Origin of the sequence: Streptomyces sp. NPDC058221 (genome assembly GCF_042882365.1) — a bacterium.
GTDB lineage: Bacteria > Actinomycetota > Actinomycetes > Streptomycetales > Streptomycetaceae > Streptomyces.
In genome coordinates this window covers 41,272-56,084 of the sequence record NZ_JBHVWF010000040.1, presented here as the reverse complement: position 1 = coordinate 56,084, position 14,813 = coordinate 41,272, and the positions used below count along the sequence as shown (strand labels likewise).

The 14,813-nt window shown below is 72.0% G+C and carries 15 protein-coding genes; 9 read left to right on the top strand and 6 right to left on the bottom strand.

Annotated features, from left to right (window positions below; translation table 11 throughout):
- Both ACFVW8_RS15810 and ACFVW8_RS15805 read right to left on the bottom strand, forming a co-directional pair.
- Positions 1 to 1,400, bottom strand: a 1,400-nt coding sequence (locus ACFVW8_RS15810; protein WP_389690164.1) for a heavy metal translocating P-type ATPase, incomplete at its 3' end; no start/stop codon positions are given.
- A 103-nt stretch (positions 1,401 to 1,503) separates the two neighbouring features.
- Positions 1,504 to 1,812, bottom strand: coding sequence for a heavy-metal-associated domain-containing protein (locus ACFVW8_RS15805; RefSeq protein WP_389690162.1), 309 nt, complete (start codon positions 1,810 to 1,812; stop codon positions 1,504 to 1,506).
- Between the two features lie 219 nt (positions 1,813 to 2,031).
- Here ACFVW8_RS15805 and ACFVW8_RS15800 point away from each other — a divergent pair, with 219 nt between their 5' ends.
- Positions 2,032 to 3,078 (top strand): zinc-dependent alcohol dehydrogenase family protein, encoded by a 1,047-nt coding sequence (locus tag ACFVW8_RS15800; protein WP_389690160.1) that lies wholly within the window; start codon positions 2,032 to 2,034, stop codon positions 3,076 to 3,078.
- Positions 3,079 to 3,175: 97 nt separating this feature from the next.
- Here ACFVW8_RS15800 and ACFVW8_RS15795 read toward each other — a convergent pair whose 3' ends face one another.
- Positions 3,176 to 3,373: a helix-turn-helix transcriptional regulator gene (locus ACFVW8_RS15795; RefSeq protein ID WP_389690158.1), complete on the bottom strand. Its 198-nt coding sequence runs from the start codon at positions 3,371 to 3,373 to the stop codon at positions 3,176 to 3,178.
- Positions 3,374 to 3,693: 320 nt separating this feature from the next.
- On the opposite strand from ACFVW8_RS15795, the gene ACFVW8_RS15790 reads away from it, so the two are divergent.
- Together ACFVW8_RS15790 and ACFVW8_RS15785 are read left to right on the top strand one after the other, a co-directional pair.
- A complete protein-coding gene (locus ACFVW8_RS15790; protein WP_389690156.1) occupies positions 3,694 to 4,044 on the top strand; it encodes a hypothetical protein in 351 nt (116 codons plus the stop codon).
- 76 nt (positions 4,045 to 4,120) lie between these two features.
- Positions 4,121 to 4,996, top strand: a complete 876-nt coding sequence (locus ACFVW8_RS15785; RefSeq protein WP_389690168.1) for a DUF3626 domain-containing protein — start codon at positions 4,121 to 4,123, stop codon at positions 4,994 to 4,996.
- Positions 4,997 to 5,085: 89 nt separating this feature from the next.
- On the opposite strand, the gene ACFVW8_RS15780 is transcribed toward ACFVW8_RS15785, so the two are convergent.
- Positions 5,086 to 5,457 carry a peptidoglycan-binding protein gene (locus tag ACFVW8_RS15780; RefSeq protein ID WP_389690154.1) on the bottom strand — a complete coding sequence of 124 codons (372 nt, stop codon included), beginning with the start codon at positions 5,455 to 5,457 and terminating at the stop codon, positions 5,086 to 5,088.
- Positions 5,458 to 5,581: 124 nt separating this feature from the next.
- Positions 5,582 to 6,508 carry a sugar phosphate isomerase/epimerase family protein gene (locus tag ACFVW8_RS15775; protein WP_389690152.1) on the bottom strand — a complete coding sequence of 309 codons (927 nt, stop codon included), beginning with the start codon at positions 6,506 to 6,508 and terminating at the stop codon, positions 5,582 to 5,584.
- A 147-nt stretch (positions 6,509 to 6,655) separates the two neighbouring features.
- On the opposite strand from ACFVW8_RS15775, the gene iolC reads away from it, so the two are divergent.
- The 5 genes from iolC to ACFVW8_RS15750 are packed head-to-tail and all read left to right on the top strand — an operon-like array spanning position 6,656 to position 13,132.
- Positions 6,656 to 7,771, top strand: a complete 1,116-nt coding sequence (gene iolC / locus ACFVW8_RS15770) for a 5-dehydro-2-deoxygluconokinase (protein WP_389690150.1) — start codon at positions 6,656 to 6,658, stop codon at positions 7,769 to 7,771.
- Positions 7,768 to 8,697, top strand: coding sequence for a deoxyribose-phosphate aldolase (locus tag ACFVW8_RS15765; RefSeq protein ID WP_389690148.1), 930 nt, complete (start codon positions 7,768 to 7,770; stop codon positions 8,695 to 8,697). The genes iolC and ACFVW8_RS15765 overlap by 4 nt, the downstream gene beginning before the upstream one ends.
- Positions 8,694 to 9,725 (top strand): 5-deoxy-glucuronate isomerase, encoded by a 1,032-nt coding sequence (iolB, locus tag ACFVW8_RS15760; protein ID WP_389690146.1) that lies wholly within the window; start codon positions 8,694 to 8,696, stop codon positions 9,723 to 9,725. The genes ACFVW8_RS15765 and iolB overlap by 4 nt, the downstream gene beginning before the upstream one ends.
- 2 nt (positions 9,726 to 9,727) lie before the next feature.
- A complete protein-coding gene (iolD, locus tag ACFVW8_RS15755; RefSeq protein WP_389690166.1) occupies positions 9,728 to 11,620 on the top strand; it encodes a 3D-(3,5/4)-trihydroxycyclohexane-1,2-dione acylhydrolase (decyclizing) in 1,893 nt (630 codons plus the stop codon).
- A gap of 12 nt (positions 11,621 to 11,632) precedes the next feature.
- Positions 11,633 to 13,132, top strand: coding sequence for a CoA-acylating methylmalonate-semialdehyde dehydrogenase (locus ACFVW8_RS15750; RefSeq protein WP_389690144.1), 1,500 nt, complete (start codon positions 11,633 to 11,635; stop codon positions 13,130 to 13,132).
- A gap of 67 nt (positions 13,133 to 13,199) precedes the next feature.
- On the opposite strand, the gene ACFVW8_RS15745 is transcribed toward ACFVW8_RS15750, so the two are convergent.
- Positions 13,200 to 13,916, bottom strand: coding sequence for a VC0807 family protein (locus ACFVW8_RS15745; protein ID WP_389690142.1), 717 nt, complete (start codon positions 13,914 to 13,916; stop codon positions 13,200 to 13,202).
- Positions 13,917 to 14,138: 222 nt separating this feature from the next.
- Between ACFVW8_RS15745 and ACFVW8_RS15740 the strand changes: the two genes are divergently transcribed.
- Positions 14,139 to 14,759 (top strand): DUF4291 domain-containing protein, encoded by a 621-nt coding sequence (locus tag ACFVW8_RS15740; RefSeq protein ID WP_389690140.1) that lies wholly within the window; start codon positions 14,139 to 14,141, stop codon positions 14,757 to 14,759.
- Positions 14,760 to 14,813: the final 54 nt, after the last annotated feature.

The window sequence follows — 14,813 nt, the reverse complement described above, 5'->3', positions numbered from 1 at the left end:
ATGCCGAGCTGGGCGCCGCGTCCGGTGCCGACCATGAGGGCGGTGGGTGTGGCGAGGCCGAGGGCGCAGGGGCAGGCGATGATCAGTACGGCGACAGCCGCGGTGAAGGCGGCCGTCACGTCGTCCGTGACCAGCAGCCAGGCGACCAGAGTGGCCAGGGCGATCAGCAGGACCACCGGGACGAACACCGCCGAGATCCGGTCGGCGAGGCGCTGCACCTCCGCCTTGCCGTTCTGTGCGTCCTCGACGAGCCGGGCCATCCGGGACAGCTGGGTGTCGGCGCCGACCCGGGTGGCCTCGACGACGAGCCGGCCGGAGGTGTTCACGGTGGCGCCGGTGACGGCGTCGCCGGCACCCACATCGACCGGGAGGGACTCGCCGGTGAGCATGGACGCGTCCAAGGCCGACGATCCCTCGACGACCCTGCCGTCGGTGGCGATCTTCTCGCCCGGCCGGACCACGAAGTGCTCGCCGACGGCGAGCCGGGCGACAGGGATACGTACTTCGGCGCCGTTCCGCAGCACCGCGACGTCCTTGGCGCCCAGATGCATCAGCGCCCGCAGGGCGGAACCGGCCTTCCGTTTGGACTTCGCCTCCAGGTAGCGGCCCAGCAGGATGAACGTGACGACTCCGGCGGCCACCTCCAGATAGATCGTGGAGGAGCCTTCCGTGCGCGAGACCGTGAGGTCGAAGCCGTGCCGCATGCCGGGCATTCCGGCGTCCCCGAGGAACAGTGCCCAGAGGGACCAGCCGAAGGCGGCGAGGGTGCCGACCGAGACGAGGGTGTCCATGGTGGCCGCACCGTGCCGGAGGTTGGTCCAGGTGGCCCGGTGGAAGGGCAGTCCGCCCCAGATGACGACGGGGGCGGCCAGGGTGAGCGAGAGCCACTGCCAGTTGTCGAACTGGAGCGCCGGGATCATCGCGAGTACGACGACGGGGGCGGCGAGGACGGCCGAGACGATGAGCCGCTGTCGCAGGGAGTCGAGGGCGGCGAGCGCGCCGGGGCTGTCCTGGCTGCTCTCCGGAGTGTCGGGGGCGGCCGGTGCGGTGGATGTGACGGGGCTGTCAGCGGTGGCATGTGCGGCCGGGGTGCCGACGGGGCCCGGGGCCTCCGTGGCCGGCACCGGCGGCACCGGTGGCGTCGGTGCGGGGCGGGGCACCGGCTCTGCCGTGTAGCCCGTCTTCTGGACGGTGGCGATCAGGTCGGCGAGGCCGGTCCCCGGGCCGAAGGCGACCCGGGCCTTCTCGGTGGCGTAGTTGACGGTGGCGGTCACCCCGTCCATCCGGTTCAGCTTCTTCTCGACGCGGGCCGCGCAGGAGGCGCAGGTCATCCCGCCGATGACGAGCTCGGCCTCCGAGCTCTCCGCTGCCGGGGTCTCGGTCTCTGTCGCGCTGTGCATGTCCGAACTCCTGAAACGCCGACCGGGCCGTACCCCACCAGTATCTGCTGGTCGGCCCGGCCCGGCGGCGAAGGGGTGGTGCGGGGGAGTGGATCCCGGGCGTTCAGGCCTGGCCGGTGAGCTCGTAACCGGCCTCGTCGACGGCGGCGCGCACGGCTTCCTCGTCCAGCGGCGCCCGGGAGGTCACCGTCACCTGTCCGGTGGACGCCACGGCCTGCACCGAGGTGACACCGTCGATCTCGGAGATCTCCGTGGACACGGCACCTTCGCAGTGGCCGCAGGTCATGCCGGTCACCTGGTAGACCGTGGTCACGCCGCCCTGCTTCGCGTCGGCGCTCGCACCGTCGTGGCAGGAGCCGCTGGGCGAGCAGCAGGAGCCGGTCGCCTGGGGAAGCTGGGTCTCGGCGGTCATCGTGTTCTCCTCTTCGACGAGCACAAATGGGTGTGAAGGCAGTGGCCCAGGAGGGTCCCGGGAAGGCCGGTGCGCCTCCACGCTCACCACACTATACCCCTAGGGGGTATAAATGCGAACGATCCCCATCCGCTGTCGGCCATTCGGGGGACCTGGAGGGGCGGGGCGTAGATTCGATCCGGCCGGAGACGGGCCGGGCGCGGGCGAAGGGCGGGGCACATGAGAGCAGTGGTGTTCGAGGAGTTCGGGAAGGAAGCCCGGGTCCAGGACGTGGCGGATCCCAGCCCCTCGCGCCGGGGAGCGGTGGTCCGGGTCGGGGCGACCGGGCTGTGCCGCAGCGACTGGCACGGCTGGATGGGCCACGACCCCGGCATCGCCCTGCCGCATGTGCCCGGTCATGAACTGGCCGGCGTGGTCGAAGCAGTCGGCAAGGACGTCATGAACCACCGCCCCGGCGACCGGGTCACCGTGCCCTTCGTCTGCGCCTGCGGCCGCTGTCCGGCCTGCGCCGCCGGGGCCCAGCAGGTGTGCGAGAGGCAGACCCAGCCGGGGTTCACCCACTGGGGATCGTTCGCCGAGCTCGTCGCGCTGGACGAGGCGGACGTCAATCTGGTCCCCGTCCCCGACGGGATGGCATTCGGTACGGCCGCCGGTCTGGGGTGCCGGTTCGCCACGGCGTTCCGCGCCGTGGTGGCCCGGGGCCGGGTGGCGCCGGGCGAATGGGTCGCGGTGCACGGCTGCGGCGGGGTCGGACTCTCGGCGGTGATGATCGCGGTGGCCTGCGGGGCCCGGGTGGTCGCGGTCGACGTCTCGCCCGAAGCCCTGCGGCTGGCCCGGACGTTCGGCGCGGTGGAGTGCGTGGACGCCTCCGCACACCCGGAAGGCGCCGGCGAGGCGGTACGTGAACTCACGGGCGGCGGGGCCCAGCTCTCCCTCGACGCCCTCGGGGCGCCGCTCACCTGCGCCGCCTCGGTCGGGAGCCTGCGCCGGCAGGGCCGCCATGTGCAGATCGGGCTGCTCCCGTCGGCGGCCGGTGACCCCGTCGTGCCGATGGCGAGGGTGATCGGTCTGGAACTGGAGCTCCTCGGCAGTCACGGCATGGCCGCGCACGCCTACCCGCAGATGATGGACATGGTCCGCTCCGGCAGCCTGCGCCCCGATCTGCTGGTGACCTCCACCATCGGACTGGACGCCGCCCCGGCGGCCCTCGCGGCGATGGGTGCGGCGCGGGGAGCCGGAGTGACGGTCATCGAGCCCGCACGCTGACCGCCCAGGGTGCCGGAAGGACGGAGCCCCGCGCCGCGACGGGTGGGACCTGTCGCAGCGCGGGGCCGGGGCCGGGGTGCGGTGGAGGCGGGGCGGGTCAGTCCCGGCGGCCCCGGTTGCCGGGACGGGCGGCGACCCAGGCCCGGATGGTGTCCGCGTACCAGTAGGGCTTGCCGCCCTCGACATGGTCCGGAGGCGGAAGGAGACCGTGTTTGCGGTAGGAGCGCACGGTGTCCGGCTGCACCCGGATGTGCGCGGCAATGTCCTTGTAGGACCAGAGCCTTCTGTCCGTCATAAGTGACACCTCTCTGCACCGCAGCGGCAGCCTGGGAGCCGTCGGGGGAGCTGCGGCACGGACGCTGACGATCACTCAGCCTTTGTCCGGTGAACGACGGCGGCGAGGTGCGGAGAGGGGCTGTCGAGCGCCTGTGACGGAAAACCCGCGTAACGGAGATATGTGTGACGAGGGGGTGATCTCTGTGACAGAAAGCATGCATTGAGGTCAAAGGGGTTGAGGTGCATACAGTGCGGACCCGTGGCGCTCGGCAGCGATCCGCACCTCAGATGTGTCTCAACTCCGGTGATACGGGCGTCGGCTCCGGGCATGATCACTTCATGACCGTTTTCGGGAAGCAGGACATGGCCGTGCTCGTACTGCGTGAGGCGGACGACATCAGCACCGCGCTCCGGCGGGCCCTGGACACCGCACCGGCAGAGGAACGCCCCGGCCTGGAAAGGGCCCTGGCGCTCACGGCCGAGGCCGGCGATGTCCCGGACGCCGAACTGCGCGGTCGCTGGGCCCTGCGGCGGATGGCGTCGGCGGGCTACGAAGGACCGGCCCGCGCCGTGGCCGGGGTCAAGGCGCTGCGCACGGCCGAGCGGGGACTGAGCCTGCTCCAGGCGGTGAACCTGTCGAAGGACGCCGAGGCGGTCCAGGATGCGGAGCCGGAGCCGGGTGCCCGGTAAACCGGGGGCGAAGACGGCGGCGTTCGGCCAGAATGCGCCGGTGACCGCCGATACGCCGCCGCCCTCGAAGCCGCCCATGTCTCCGCCGCCCTCGGCGATGGAGCGGGCGCTGAGCCACGTTGCCGCCCTCTCCTCCGGGCAGCCGCTGGACCGCTCCCTGCCGCTGACGCTGAACTTCCACCCGGACCGGGTGGTGGGCGGCCGCCCGATCCTGGACGAGCTCGCCCGGGACGGCGTCTACCGGTCGCAGTTCGTCACCGGAACCAGCAATGGCGGGCTGACGGCGCATCCGGGCGGCGACCGCTGGCGCTGGGAGAGCCGGATCTTCGGTGGCGCGTACGACGGTGTACCCGGCGAGCAGCGGCCCGTGTACGGGGCGTTGAACTTCCGGCGCCAGGAGGCCGGGGCGGCGCCGCGGTTCGGCTCGGCGCACTTCCGGCTGACCGCGCAGGCGCTGGAGCGTGCCACGTTCTGCTACCCGGACAGCGCGGCCGAGCCCTCGGACTTCGGCGTCGCCGACCGGATGGCCCTCGTCGAACTGGCGGACGCCGACACCCGGGACGCGCTCGACGACTACATCGAGGCACAGGTGCACGGACCGGTCCTGCTCGACCGCCATCTGGACGCGCTGGTCCTCGACCCGAGCTATCGCGGCACCGATGTGGAGGAGGCCGCCCGCCGGCTGCCCTGCCGCACGGAATGGCATGCCGGATTCCGGCTGACGGTGGCGGAGCTGCGCCGCCACGCGGACTACCGCGGGCAGGAGTTCGTCGACCTCGGCGCGGAGATCTCCCGGGGCGGCCTGCTGGATCCCCGGATCATCGGGGACGCCGCCCGCACGGGCCGGTACGCGACGCAGTCGCTGAAGAAGGTCTGGCACTGCCTGGCCCGCTTCGGCGCCCCGCCCCCGAGCCAGGGCTCGGCCCCCGCACGGTCCCGGGCCCGGGCGTAGCCCAGAAGCGGCTCCCACCGCGGCCCGGGGCGAGGCGGCGGCAGCGATGCGGGGCAGCGCCGGGCGCCGCCCCGCAGCACGCTCAGCTGTCAGGCGTGCCAGAGCGCCGACCAGGTGCTCGCGTCGACCACGCCGTGCGGGACGAGCGGCGGGTGGTCCGCCTGGAAGCGCTGGACGGCGGCGAGGGTTCGCGTGTCGAACGTGCCGTTCATCGCCTCCCACGGCAGGTAGCTCCGGTTGGCCAGCATGCACTGCACCTGGTAGACGCGTTCGCCCTGTTCGCCGAAGACGGTCGGACCGTCGCCGTCGTAGAAGGCGCAGACCGGGTGGGAGCCGGGCGGCGGTGCGTTGTTCTCGTCGGCCGCCGCGCCCGGGGCGAGAGCGAGCGAGGCGGCCAGGACGAGTGCGGCGAGGGCCGAGGCTCCGGCCGTCCGGCGGAACGGCAGCGTCTTGCGGATCACGGTGAGTTGCTCCTCGTGGGATGTGGGGGCGGTGCCGGGGCGTGGCGGTGGCCGCGCCCCGGCCTCTCGTCGAGCACAACACCGCGTACCGCCGTCACGTCACTTCCGGGGCCCGCTCGGCGTGTCAGGAGGTCTGCCGCGGAGTGCCGCAGGAGCGCAGGAACTCCCGGGTGCGGCGGGCGATCGGAAACGGTTTGTCGGGCGGACACGGGTACATGTCCTGCTCGACGATCGCGAACAGGTCGACGTCCAGCCGGCGCGCGGCGGCCAGCACCGGCTCCAGGGCGGGGACGCCACCCGGCGGTTCGCACATCACGCCGCGCGCCACGGCGGGCCCGAACGGCACCTCGTCGGCGACCACTTCGGCCAGGATCTCCGGGTCGACCTGCTTGAGGTGCAGATAGCCGATCCGTTCTCCGTAGGTCTCGATCAGCTTGACGCTGTCGCCGCCGCAGTAGGCGTAGTGCCCGGTGTCGAGGCAGAGGGAGACCAGGTCCGGATCGGTGGCGTCGAGGAAGCGGCTGACGTTCTCCTCGGTGTCGATATGGGTGTCCGCGTGCGGGTGGACGACGATGCGCAGTCCGTAGCGGTCCTGCACCTCACGCCCCAGCCGCTCCGTCTGGGTGGTGAGGTCCCTCCACTGCCCGGCCGTGAGCGTGCGGTCCTCGGTCACCTCGCCCGTCTTGTCGTCGCGCCAGAACGACGGGATGACCACGAGATGGTCGGCGCCCATCGCCCGGGTGAGTGCCGCGATGTCTGCGACATGCGCCCAGGTCCGTTCCCAGACGCCCGGACCATGGTGCAATCCGGTGAAAACGGTGCCCGCCGAAACGGTGAGCCCACGGCTGCGGGTCTCGTCGGCGAGGCGGGCCGGATCGGTCGGGAGGTAGCCGTACGGGCCGAGTTCGATCCACTCGTACCCCGCGGTGGAGACCTCGTCGAGGAAGCGGTGCCAGGGCACCTGCTGCGGATCGTCGGGGAACCACACCCCCCAGGAGTCGGGCGCGGAGCCGATGCGGATGCGGGCCGGAGCGGATGCGGAGGAGGTCATGCGCCAAGCGTCACCGTCCCGGGAGACGAGTGTCAAGCATTAGTCCGTATGTCCGGACCAATCATTGACAGTATTCCGGGGAGGAGTTAGACCGGGGGCGGTGGTTGCGGTCGGTCAGCTGCCGTGCCGGTCGTCGAAGGGACACAGATGCCTGAGCCGTACGACGTGATCACCATGGGACGGATCGGAGTGGATCTCTACCCGCTGCAGACGGGCCTGCCGCTCGCCCGGGTCGATACCTTCGGGAAGTTCCTCGGCGGCTCACCCACCAACGTCGCCGTCGCAGCGGCCCGTCTCGGCCGGCGCTCCGCCGTGGTGACCCGCACGGGCCAGGACGCGTTCGGGGAGTACCTGCACCAGCAGCTCACGGAGTTCGGGGTGGACGACCGCTGGGTGACGCCCGTCGACGCGTACCCGACCCCGGTCACCTTCTGCGAGATCTTCCCGCCCGACGACTTCCCGCTCTACTTCTACCGCCGGCCCAAGGCCCCGGACCTGGAGATCCACGCGTCGGAGCTGGACCTGGACGCGGTCAGGTCCGCCCGCGTCTTCTGGATGACCGGCACCGGGCTCTGCGCCGAACCCAGCTTCTCGGCGACGCTCGCCGCGCTGCGGGCCAGGAACCGTACGGGCATCACCGTCTTCGACCTCGACTGGCGCCCGATGTTCTGGGACGCGCCATCGGACGACGCGGCGGACTCCCCGCCCGACACCGCGAAGGGCTCCCCGCCCCACCCCGCAGCCTCCGCGCGCTACCGCGAGGCGCTCGCGCATGCCACCGTCGCCGTCGGCAACCTCGACGAGTGCGAGATCGCGACCGGCGAGCGCGAGCCGTATGCCGCGGCCCGTGCGCTCCTCGCCGCCGGAGTCGAACTCGCCGTCGTCAAACAGGGCCCCGGAGGCGTCCTCGCGGTCCACCGCGACGGCACGGTGGCCGACGTCCCGCCCCTTCCCGTCGAGGTGGTCAACGGCCTCGGCGCCGGTGACGCGTTCGGCGGCGCGCTCTGTCACGGACTGCTCGCCGGCTGGGAGACGGCCCGCGTCATGCGGTACGCCAACGCGGCCGGCGCCATCGTGGCCTCCAGACTCGCCTGCTCCTCCGCGATGCCGTTCCCGCACGAGGTCGAAGCCGCCCTCGCCGCCGGTGCGGTCACGGCCACGACCCCACTCGCGGCCCAGAGCCCCCGGCCCGCCGGGACCTCCCAGGACACCCCCACCGCCCCCGCCACCCCCACCCCCACCGATTCCGGAGCGGCCTCATGACAGCCCCGGCAGCCTCCCCCTCCGACCTCGTCCATCTGCGCATGCACCACCCCGAGGCCGTGGCCGAGGCCGCGGCCCGGCGTCGCAGGCGGCCGCTCGTCGGCAGCGGCGGACGGCTGATGATCATCGCCGCCGACCACCCGGCCCGCGGCTCGCTCGCCGTCGGCGAGCGTGAACTCGCCATGGCCAACCGGTTCGAGCTGCTGGACCGGCTCTGCCTGGCGCTCTCCAGACCGGGCGTCGACGGAGTCCTCGCCACCGCCGACATCCTCGACGACCTGCTGCTCCTCGGCGCGCTCGAGGACAAGGTCGTCATCGGCTCGATGAACCGGGGCGGACTGGCCGGTGCCGCCTTCGAGCTCGACGACCGGTTCACCGGCCACCGCCCCGAGGACCTCGTCCGGCTCGGCTTCGACGCGGGCAAGCTCCTGCTGCGGATCGACTACCACGACCCGGGCTCGCTCGACACGATGCACACCACCGCCCGCGCGATCGACGCCATGGCCGCGCACCGGCTGCCGGTCTTCGTCGAACCGTTCCTCTGCCGCCGCACGGGCGGAAAGGTCCGCAACGACCTGAGCGCCGCCGCGGTGAGCACGTCCATCGCCATCGCCTCGGGGCTCGCCGGCACCTCCGCGTACACCTGGCTCAAGGTCCCCGTCACCGAGAAGCCCGAGGACATGGCGCGGGTCATGGAGAGCTCCACACTGCCCGCCGTGCTGCTGGGCGGAGAGGTGGGCGATGACCAGGACAGCTCGTACGAGAGATGGCGCGCCGCGCTGCGACTGCCGACCGTGCGCGGGCTGGTGGTGGGACGGACGCTGCTCTACCCGTCCGACGGGGACGTGGCCGCCGCGGTCGACACCGCCGTAGCACTGCTCGAACCGGGCACGACGGGTGGGAAAACGGGTAGGGAAGGAGCATGACGATGCACGACGAACCGAGGTACCACCTGCCCGCGGGGAGTGCGGCGCGTGGTCCCTACGCCCTCGACGTCGGCCCGGAACAGGCCGGCTGGGAACGGTCCGGACTGCGGGTGGTGGAGCTCGGACCGGGAGGTGTTCACACACTTGTCACCGGAGAGAGCGAGTGGATCGTGCTGCCGTTGGCGGGTGCCTGTACGGTGCACATCTCAGATGAGATCTTTGAACTGCTGGGCCGGAAGAGCGTGTTCAGCGGGGTATCCGACTTCGCGTACGTACCGCGTGACGCCCATGCACAGATCGCCTCCGGCGCAGGCGGCCGCTTCGCCCTGGCAGGAGCGAAGTGCGAGCGACGACTCCCCGCTCGCTACGGCCCCGCGCCGGAGGTACCCGTCGAGCTGCGCGGCTCCGGCAACTGCTCCCGCCAGGTCAACAACTTCGCCGCCGCCGACACCTTCGAATGCGACCGGCTGATCGCCGTCGAGGTCCTCACACCCGGTGGCAACTGGTCCTCGTACCCGCCGCACAAACACGACGAGCACCGTCCGGGCGAGGAGTCCGTCCTGGAGGAGATCTACTACTTCGAGGTGGCGGACGACGGACTCGGCTACCACCGGGTGTCCCCGTCCCGGCCCGGCGGCACGGACGTCCTGGCCGAGGTCCGCAGCGGCGACGCGGTCCTCATCCCGGACGGCTGGCACGGCCCGTCCATCGCCGCGCCCGGGCGCACGCTGTACTACCTGAACGTGATGGCGGGCCCGGGGGAGGAGCGGCAGTGGCTGATCCGCGACCATCCCGACCACGGCTGGATCCGCGACACCTGGCCGTCGCAGCCCATGGACCCACGGCTGCCGTTCTACGGACCGCACGAGGACGCCGTCCACGGACGCGACGATCACCTTCGCGGACCGGGCGACGCCGTCCACCGACGCGACGATCACCTTCGCGGACCGGGCGACGGCGCCGACGGACCGGACGCCAACGCCGACGGATCACACGATCACGTCCACGGACCGGAGGCGACCCGGTGACCGTGACCCCGCCCCGCACCCGCCGGCTCACCACCGCCCAGGCCCTGGTGGCCTTCCTGGCCCGGCAGTACACCGAACGCGACGGCAGCCGGCAGCGGCTGATCGGGGCCACCTGGGGCATCTTCGGCCACGGCAACGTCGCGGGCATCGGCCAGGCGCTCCTGGAGACCGGGGCCGCCATGCCCTATCTCCAGGGCCGCAACGAGCAGGCCATGGTGCACGCCGCCGTCGGATACGCCCGCCAGTCGGGCCGGCTCTCCGCGCACGCCGTGACCACCTCCATCGGCCCCGGCGCCACCAACCTCGTCACCGGCGCCGCCCTCGCCACCATCAACCGACTCCCGGTCCTGCTGCTGCCGGGCGACACCTTCGCGACCCGCCCGGCCGACCCCGTACTCCAGCAGCTCGAAGCCCCCTCCGACGGCGATGTCTCGGTCAACGACTGTCTGCGTCCCGTCTCCCGCTACTTCGACCGGATCTCCCGCCCCGAGGCACTGATCCCGGCCGCGCTGCGGGCCATGCGGGTCCTGGCCGACCCGGCGGAGACCGGCGCGGTCACGCTCGCGCTGCCGCAGGACGTGCAGGCCGAGGCGTACGACTGGCCCGAGGAGTTCTTCGCTGAGCGGGTCTGGCATGTCCGCAGACCGGCCGCCGACCCGGACGAGCTCGACCGGGCGGTCGCGGCGGTGCGCACCGCCCGGCGGCCGCTGATCATCGCGGGCGGCGGGGTCCACCACAGTGCGGCAGAGGAGACCCTGGCCGCGTTCGCCGCAGCCACCCGGATCCCCGTCGCCTCCACCCAGGCGGGCAAGGGCTCCCTGCGTCACGACCACCCCGCCGACGTCGGGGGCATCGGCCACACCGGCACCGCGACCGCCGACGCACTGGCGCGCACCGCCGACCTGGTGATCGGGGTGGGCACCCGCTACTCGGACTTCACCACCGCGTCCGCCACCCTCTTCCAGAACCCGGCGGTCCGCTTCCTCAACCTCAACGTCACCGGGTTCGACGCCCACAAGCAGGGCGCGCTCCCGCTCGTCGCCGACGCCCGCGCCGGACTCGAAGCACTCACCACCGCACTGGCCGAAGGCGACGGCCACCGGGCGGAGGCCGCGTACGAGAGCGAGTACACCGACGCCAAGGCGGCCTGGGAGCAGCGCGTCGACGCCGCGTACGCCACCCCCGACCCGGACGCCCGTCCCACCCAGGCCCAGGTCCTGGGCCTCCTCGACGCGCTGGTCACCGACGACGACATCCTGATCAACGCAGCCGGTTCGCTCCCCGGTGACCTGCACAAACTCTGGCGGACCAGGTCCCCGCGGCAGTACCACGTCGAGTACGGCTACTCCTGCATGGGATACGAGATCCCCGCCGCGATCGGCGTCCAGCTGGCCGCCCCCGGCCGCCCGGTCTGGGCGCTCGTCGGCGACGGCACCTACCTCATGAACCCCACCGAGATCGTCACAGCGGTCCAGGAGAACCTGCCGGTCAGACTGGTCGTCCTGCAGAACCACGGATACGCGTCGATCGGCGGCCTCTCCGAGTCCACCGGCGGCGAACGCTTCGGTACGGCCTACCGCCACCGGGCCCCGGACGGCGGCTTCACCGGCCCGCCGCTGCCGGTCGACCTCGCGGCGAACGCCGCCTCCCTCGGCATGCGGGTGCTGCGCGCCGGGACCGTACGCGAACTGCGCGAAGCCCTGGCCGAGGCGCGTTCGGCGGACCGTCCCACTTGTGTCTACGTCGAGACCGAAACGGCAGACACAGTGTCGGGCCCCCCTCCGGCACAGGCGTGGTGGGATGTTCCCGTAGCCGAAACGGCCACCCGCCCGTCGGCGCTGAGAGCCCGGGAAGAGTACGAACGTCACGTCGCCGACCGACGCCGCCACCTCTGAAGGAGTCACAGGATGAAGACCGTCAACCACTGGATCGGTGGCAAGACCGTCGAGGGCGCGTCGGGCAACTACGGCCCGGTCACCGACCCGGCGACCGGCGCGGTGACGACGCAGGTCGCGCTCGCCTCCCCGGACGAGGTCGACGCGGCGGTGGCCGCAGCGAAGGACGCGTACGCGACGTGGGGCACGTCCTCGCTGTCCGCCCGCACCGCGATCCTCTTCCGCTACCGGGCGCTGCTGGACGCCCACCGGGACGAGATCGCCGCGCTGATCACCGCCGAGCACGGCAAGGTGCACTCCGACGCGCTCGGAGAGGTGGCCCGCGGTCTGGAGATCGTCGAGCTGGCCTGCGGCATCACCACCCAGCTCAAGGGCGAGCTGTCCACCCAGGTGTCCACCCGGGTCGACGTCTCCTCGATCCGCCAGTCGATCGGTGTCGTCGCCGGCATCACACCGTTCAACTTCCCGGCCATGGTGCCGATGTGGATGTTCCCGCTCGCCATCGCCTGCGGCAACACGTTCGTCCTCAAGCCGAGCGAGAAGGACCCGTCGGCCGCCAACCTCCTTGCCGAGCTGGCCTCCGAGGCCGGTCTGCCGGACGGCGTCCTGAACGTCCTGCACGGTGACAAGGTCGCCGTCGACGGGCTGCTCAACCACCCGGACGTCTCCGTCGTCTCCTTCGTCGGATCGACCCCGATCGCCCGCTACATCCACGCCACCGCCTCCGCCAACGGCAAGCGCGTCCAGGCGCTCGGCGGTGCGAAGAACCACATGCTGGTGCTGCCGGACGCGGATCTCGACGCCGCCGCCGACGCCGCGGTCTCCGCCGCGTACGGCTCTGCCGGCGAGCGCTGCATGGCGATCTCCGCGGTCGTCGCGGTCGGTTCCGTCGCCGACGACCTGGTGGCCCGGATCAAGGACCGCGCCGAGAAGATCAAGATCGGCCCCGGCAACGACCCGACGTCCGAGATGGGCCCGCTGATCACCGCCGCCCACCGCGACAAGGTCGCCTCCTACGTCACCGGCGCGGCGGCCCAGGGCGCCGACGTCGTCCTGGACGGCACCGGCCACACGGTCGAGGGCTTCGAGGACGGCCACTGGATCGGCCTCTCCCTCCTCGACAACGTCTCGACCGACTCGGACGCGTACCGGGACGAGATCTTCGGCCCGGTCCTGTGCGTGCTGCGCGTCGATACGTACGAGGAGGGCGTCGCGCTGATGAACGCCTCGCCGTACGGCAACGGCACCGCGATCTTCACCCGCGACGGCGGCGCCGCCCGCCGCTTCCAGCTGGAGATCGAGGCCGGCATGGTCGGCATCAACGTCCCGATCCCGGTGCCGGTGGGCTACCACTCCTTCGGCGGCTGGAAGGACTCGCTCTTCGGCGACCACCACATCTACGGCAACGACGGCGTGCACTTCTACACCCGAGGCAAGGTCACCACCACCCGCTGGCCGGACCCGGCCGACGCCCCGGCCGGCGTGGACCTGGGCTTCCCCAGCAACCACTGACCGCACGCGCACGCACTGCAGGGCCGCTCCCCCGGGAGGCGGCCCTGCAGTGGTCTCTGGGTGGTCGTCAGCTCTGCTGCTCGCCGGCCGCCTCCTCGATCATCCGCTCCATCGGAACGACCGCGGTCCGCCCCGAGACGACGAACGCGACCAGCATCGCCGCCACCAGGACGAGCTGGCCGCCCCACACCATCGTCTCGACCGGCACGGTGTACGCGCCCACGGCCCGCACCGCGCACTCACCGAGCAGCGCCACACCCCACACCACCGAGAATCGCGACTCGGCGCGCCGGAACGCGTCGTCCGACCCGGTGGAAAGCCGCTGCCAGGCAGCGGACTTGGCCGACTCGCCCCGGGTCAGCCACGGCCGCAGCCCGGCCGACATCATCGGCCGCCCCCGCAGCGCGGACACCAGGATCACCAGGCCGATGGTGCTGCTCACCCCGCTGTCCTTGAGCAGCATCAGCCGCGGGTCACCCGCCACCAGGCTCAGCAGCAGCCCGACCGCGTTGACCGCCACCATCAGCGCCGCAAGGGCATTGAGCCGCCGCTCCCGCGCCACGCCCCACACGGTCCGCACGGCCGGCACCACACTGCTCCAGGCCAGCGCACCGAACGTTCCCAGGCCCGCGGCCTTCAGCACGTAGTACGAGACGAGCGGCACGGCCACGTCCACGAGCAGCGGCGCCAGGCTCTCCAGCATCGCCTTGCGCGGCGAGAACGGTGCGGCGGCGGCCTGAGCGTCGGCGACAGGTGCGATGACAGCGGCGGCCGGGCTGCTCATGAGGGGGGGTCCTCCCGTATCGGCGGCGCCCTCGCGGCTCCCGCTCTCGATACGTACAGACTGGCCGCCGGGCCCCGGTGCGCGGCAGAGCCGGGTGTCCTGACCTCCGTATGACGAATGTCAGTGTCCGCGGATGACACGGACGCGGAGGCGAGGGCCGTCAACGCCGGGCAACCGGAAACCCGTTCGCCCCTCATGCCCTGTCGGTGCTGGGATGTCCGCATGACAGAACCGGCCGGACCGACCCCGCCACCGCAGAACGAGATCCGCGCGCTGCACACCGACACCACCATCACCGTCTACCAGGCGTACGCCCCGTCCCTCGGCCTCCCCGCCGCCCGCGACGGACGCTTCCCGCCCGCCTGGAAGCGCGACCGCATGACATGGATCAAGCCAAGCTTCCTGTGGATGATGTATCGCTGCGGCTGGGCGATGAAGGAGGGCCAGGAGACGGTTCTGGCAGTCGAGATCACCCGTGAGGGCTTCGACTGGGCGCTGGCGAACGCCGAACTGTCGCACTACGAACGGGGCGTGCACCCGGACCTCGCCTCCTGGCAGCGCAGCCTGCGCCGTGCCCCGGCACGCGTGCAGTGGGACCCGGAGCGCGATCTGCACCTGAACCGCCTCCCGTACCGCTCCCTCCAGCTCGGCCTGGCGGGGGAGGCTGCGCGGCGTTACGCGGACGAGTGGACGGTGTCGATCCGCGATGTCACGCCACTGGCCCGGCAGATTCATGGGCTGGTGCGGGAGGGGCGGGACGAGGCGGCCGCGCGGTTGCTGCCGGAGGAGGCGCCGTACGTGGTTCCCGGGGATTTGTCGGGCCTCCAGCACTTGTCCGGCTGATCATGGTTGGCGCACGGGTTCTGCGAGGATGCTGCGATGCAGCACCTGGCGGAT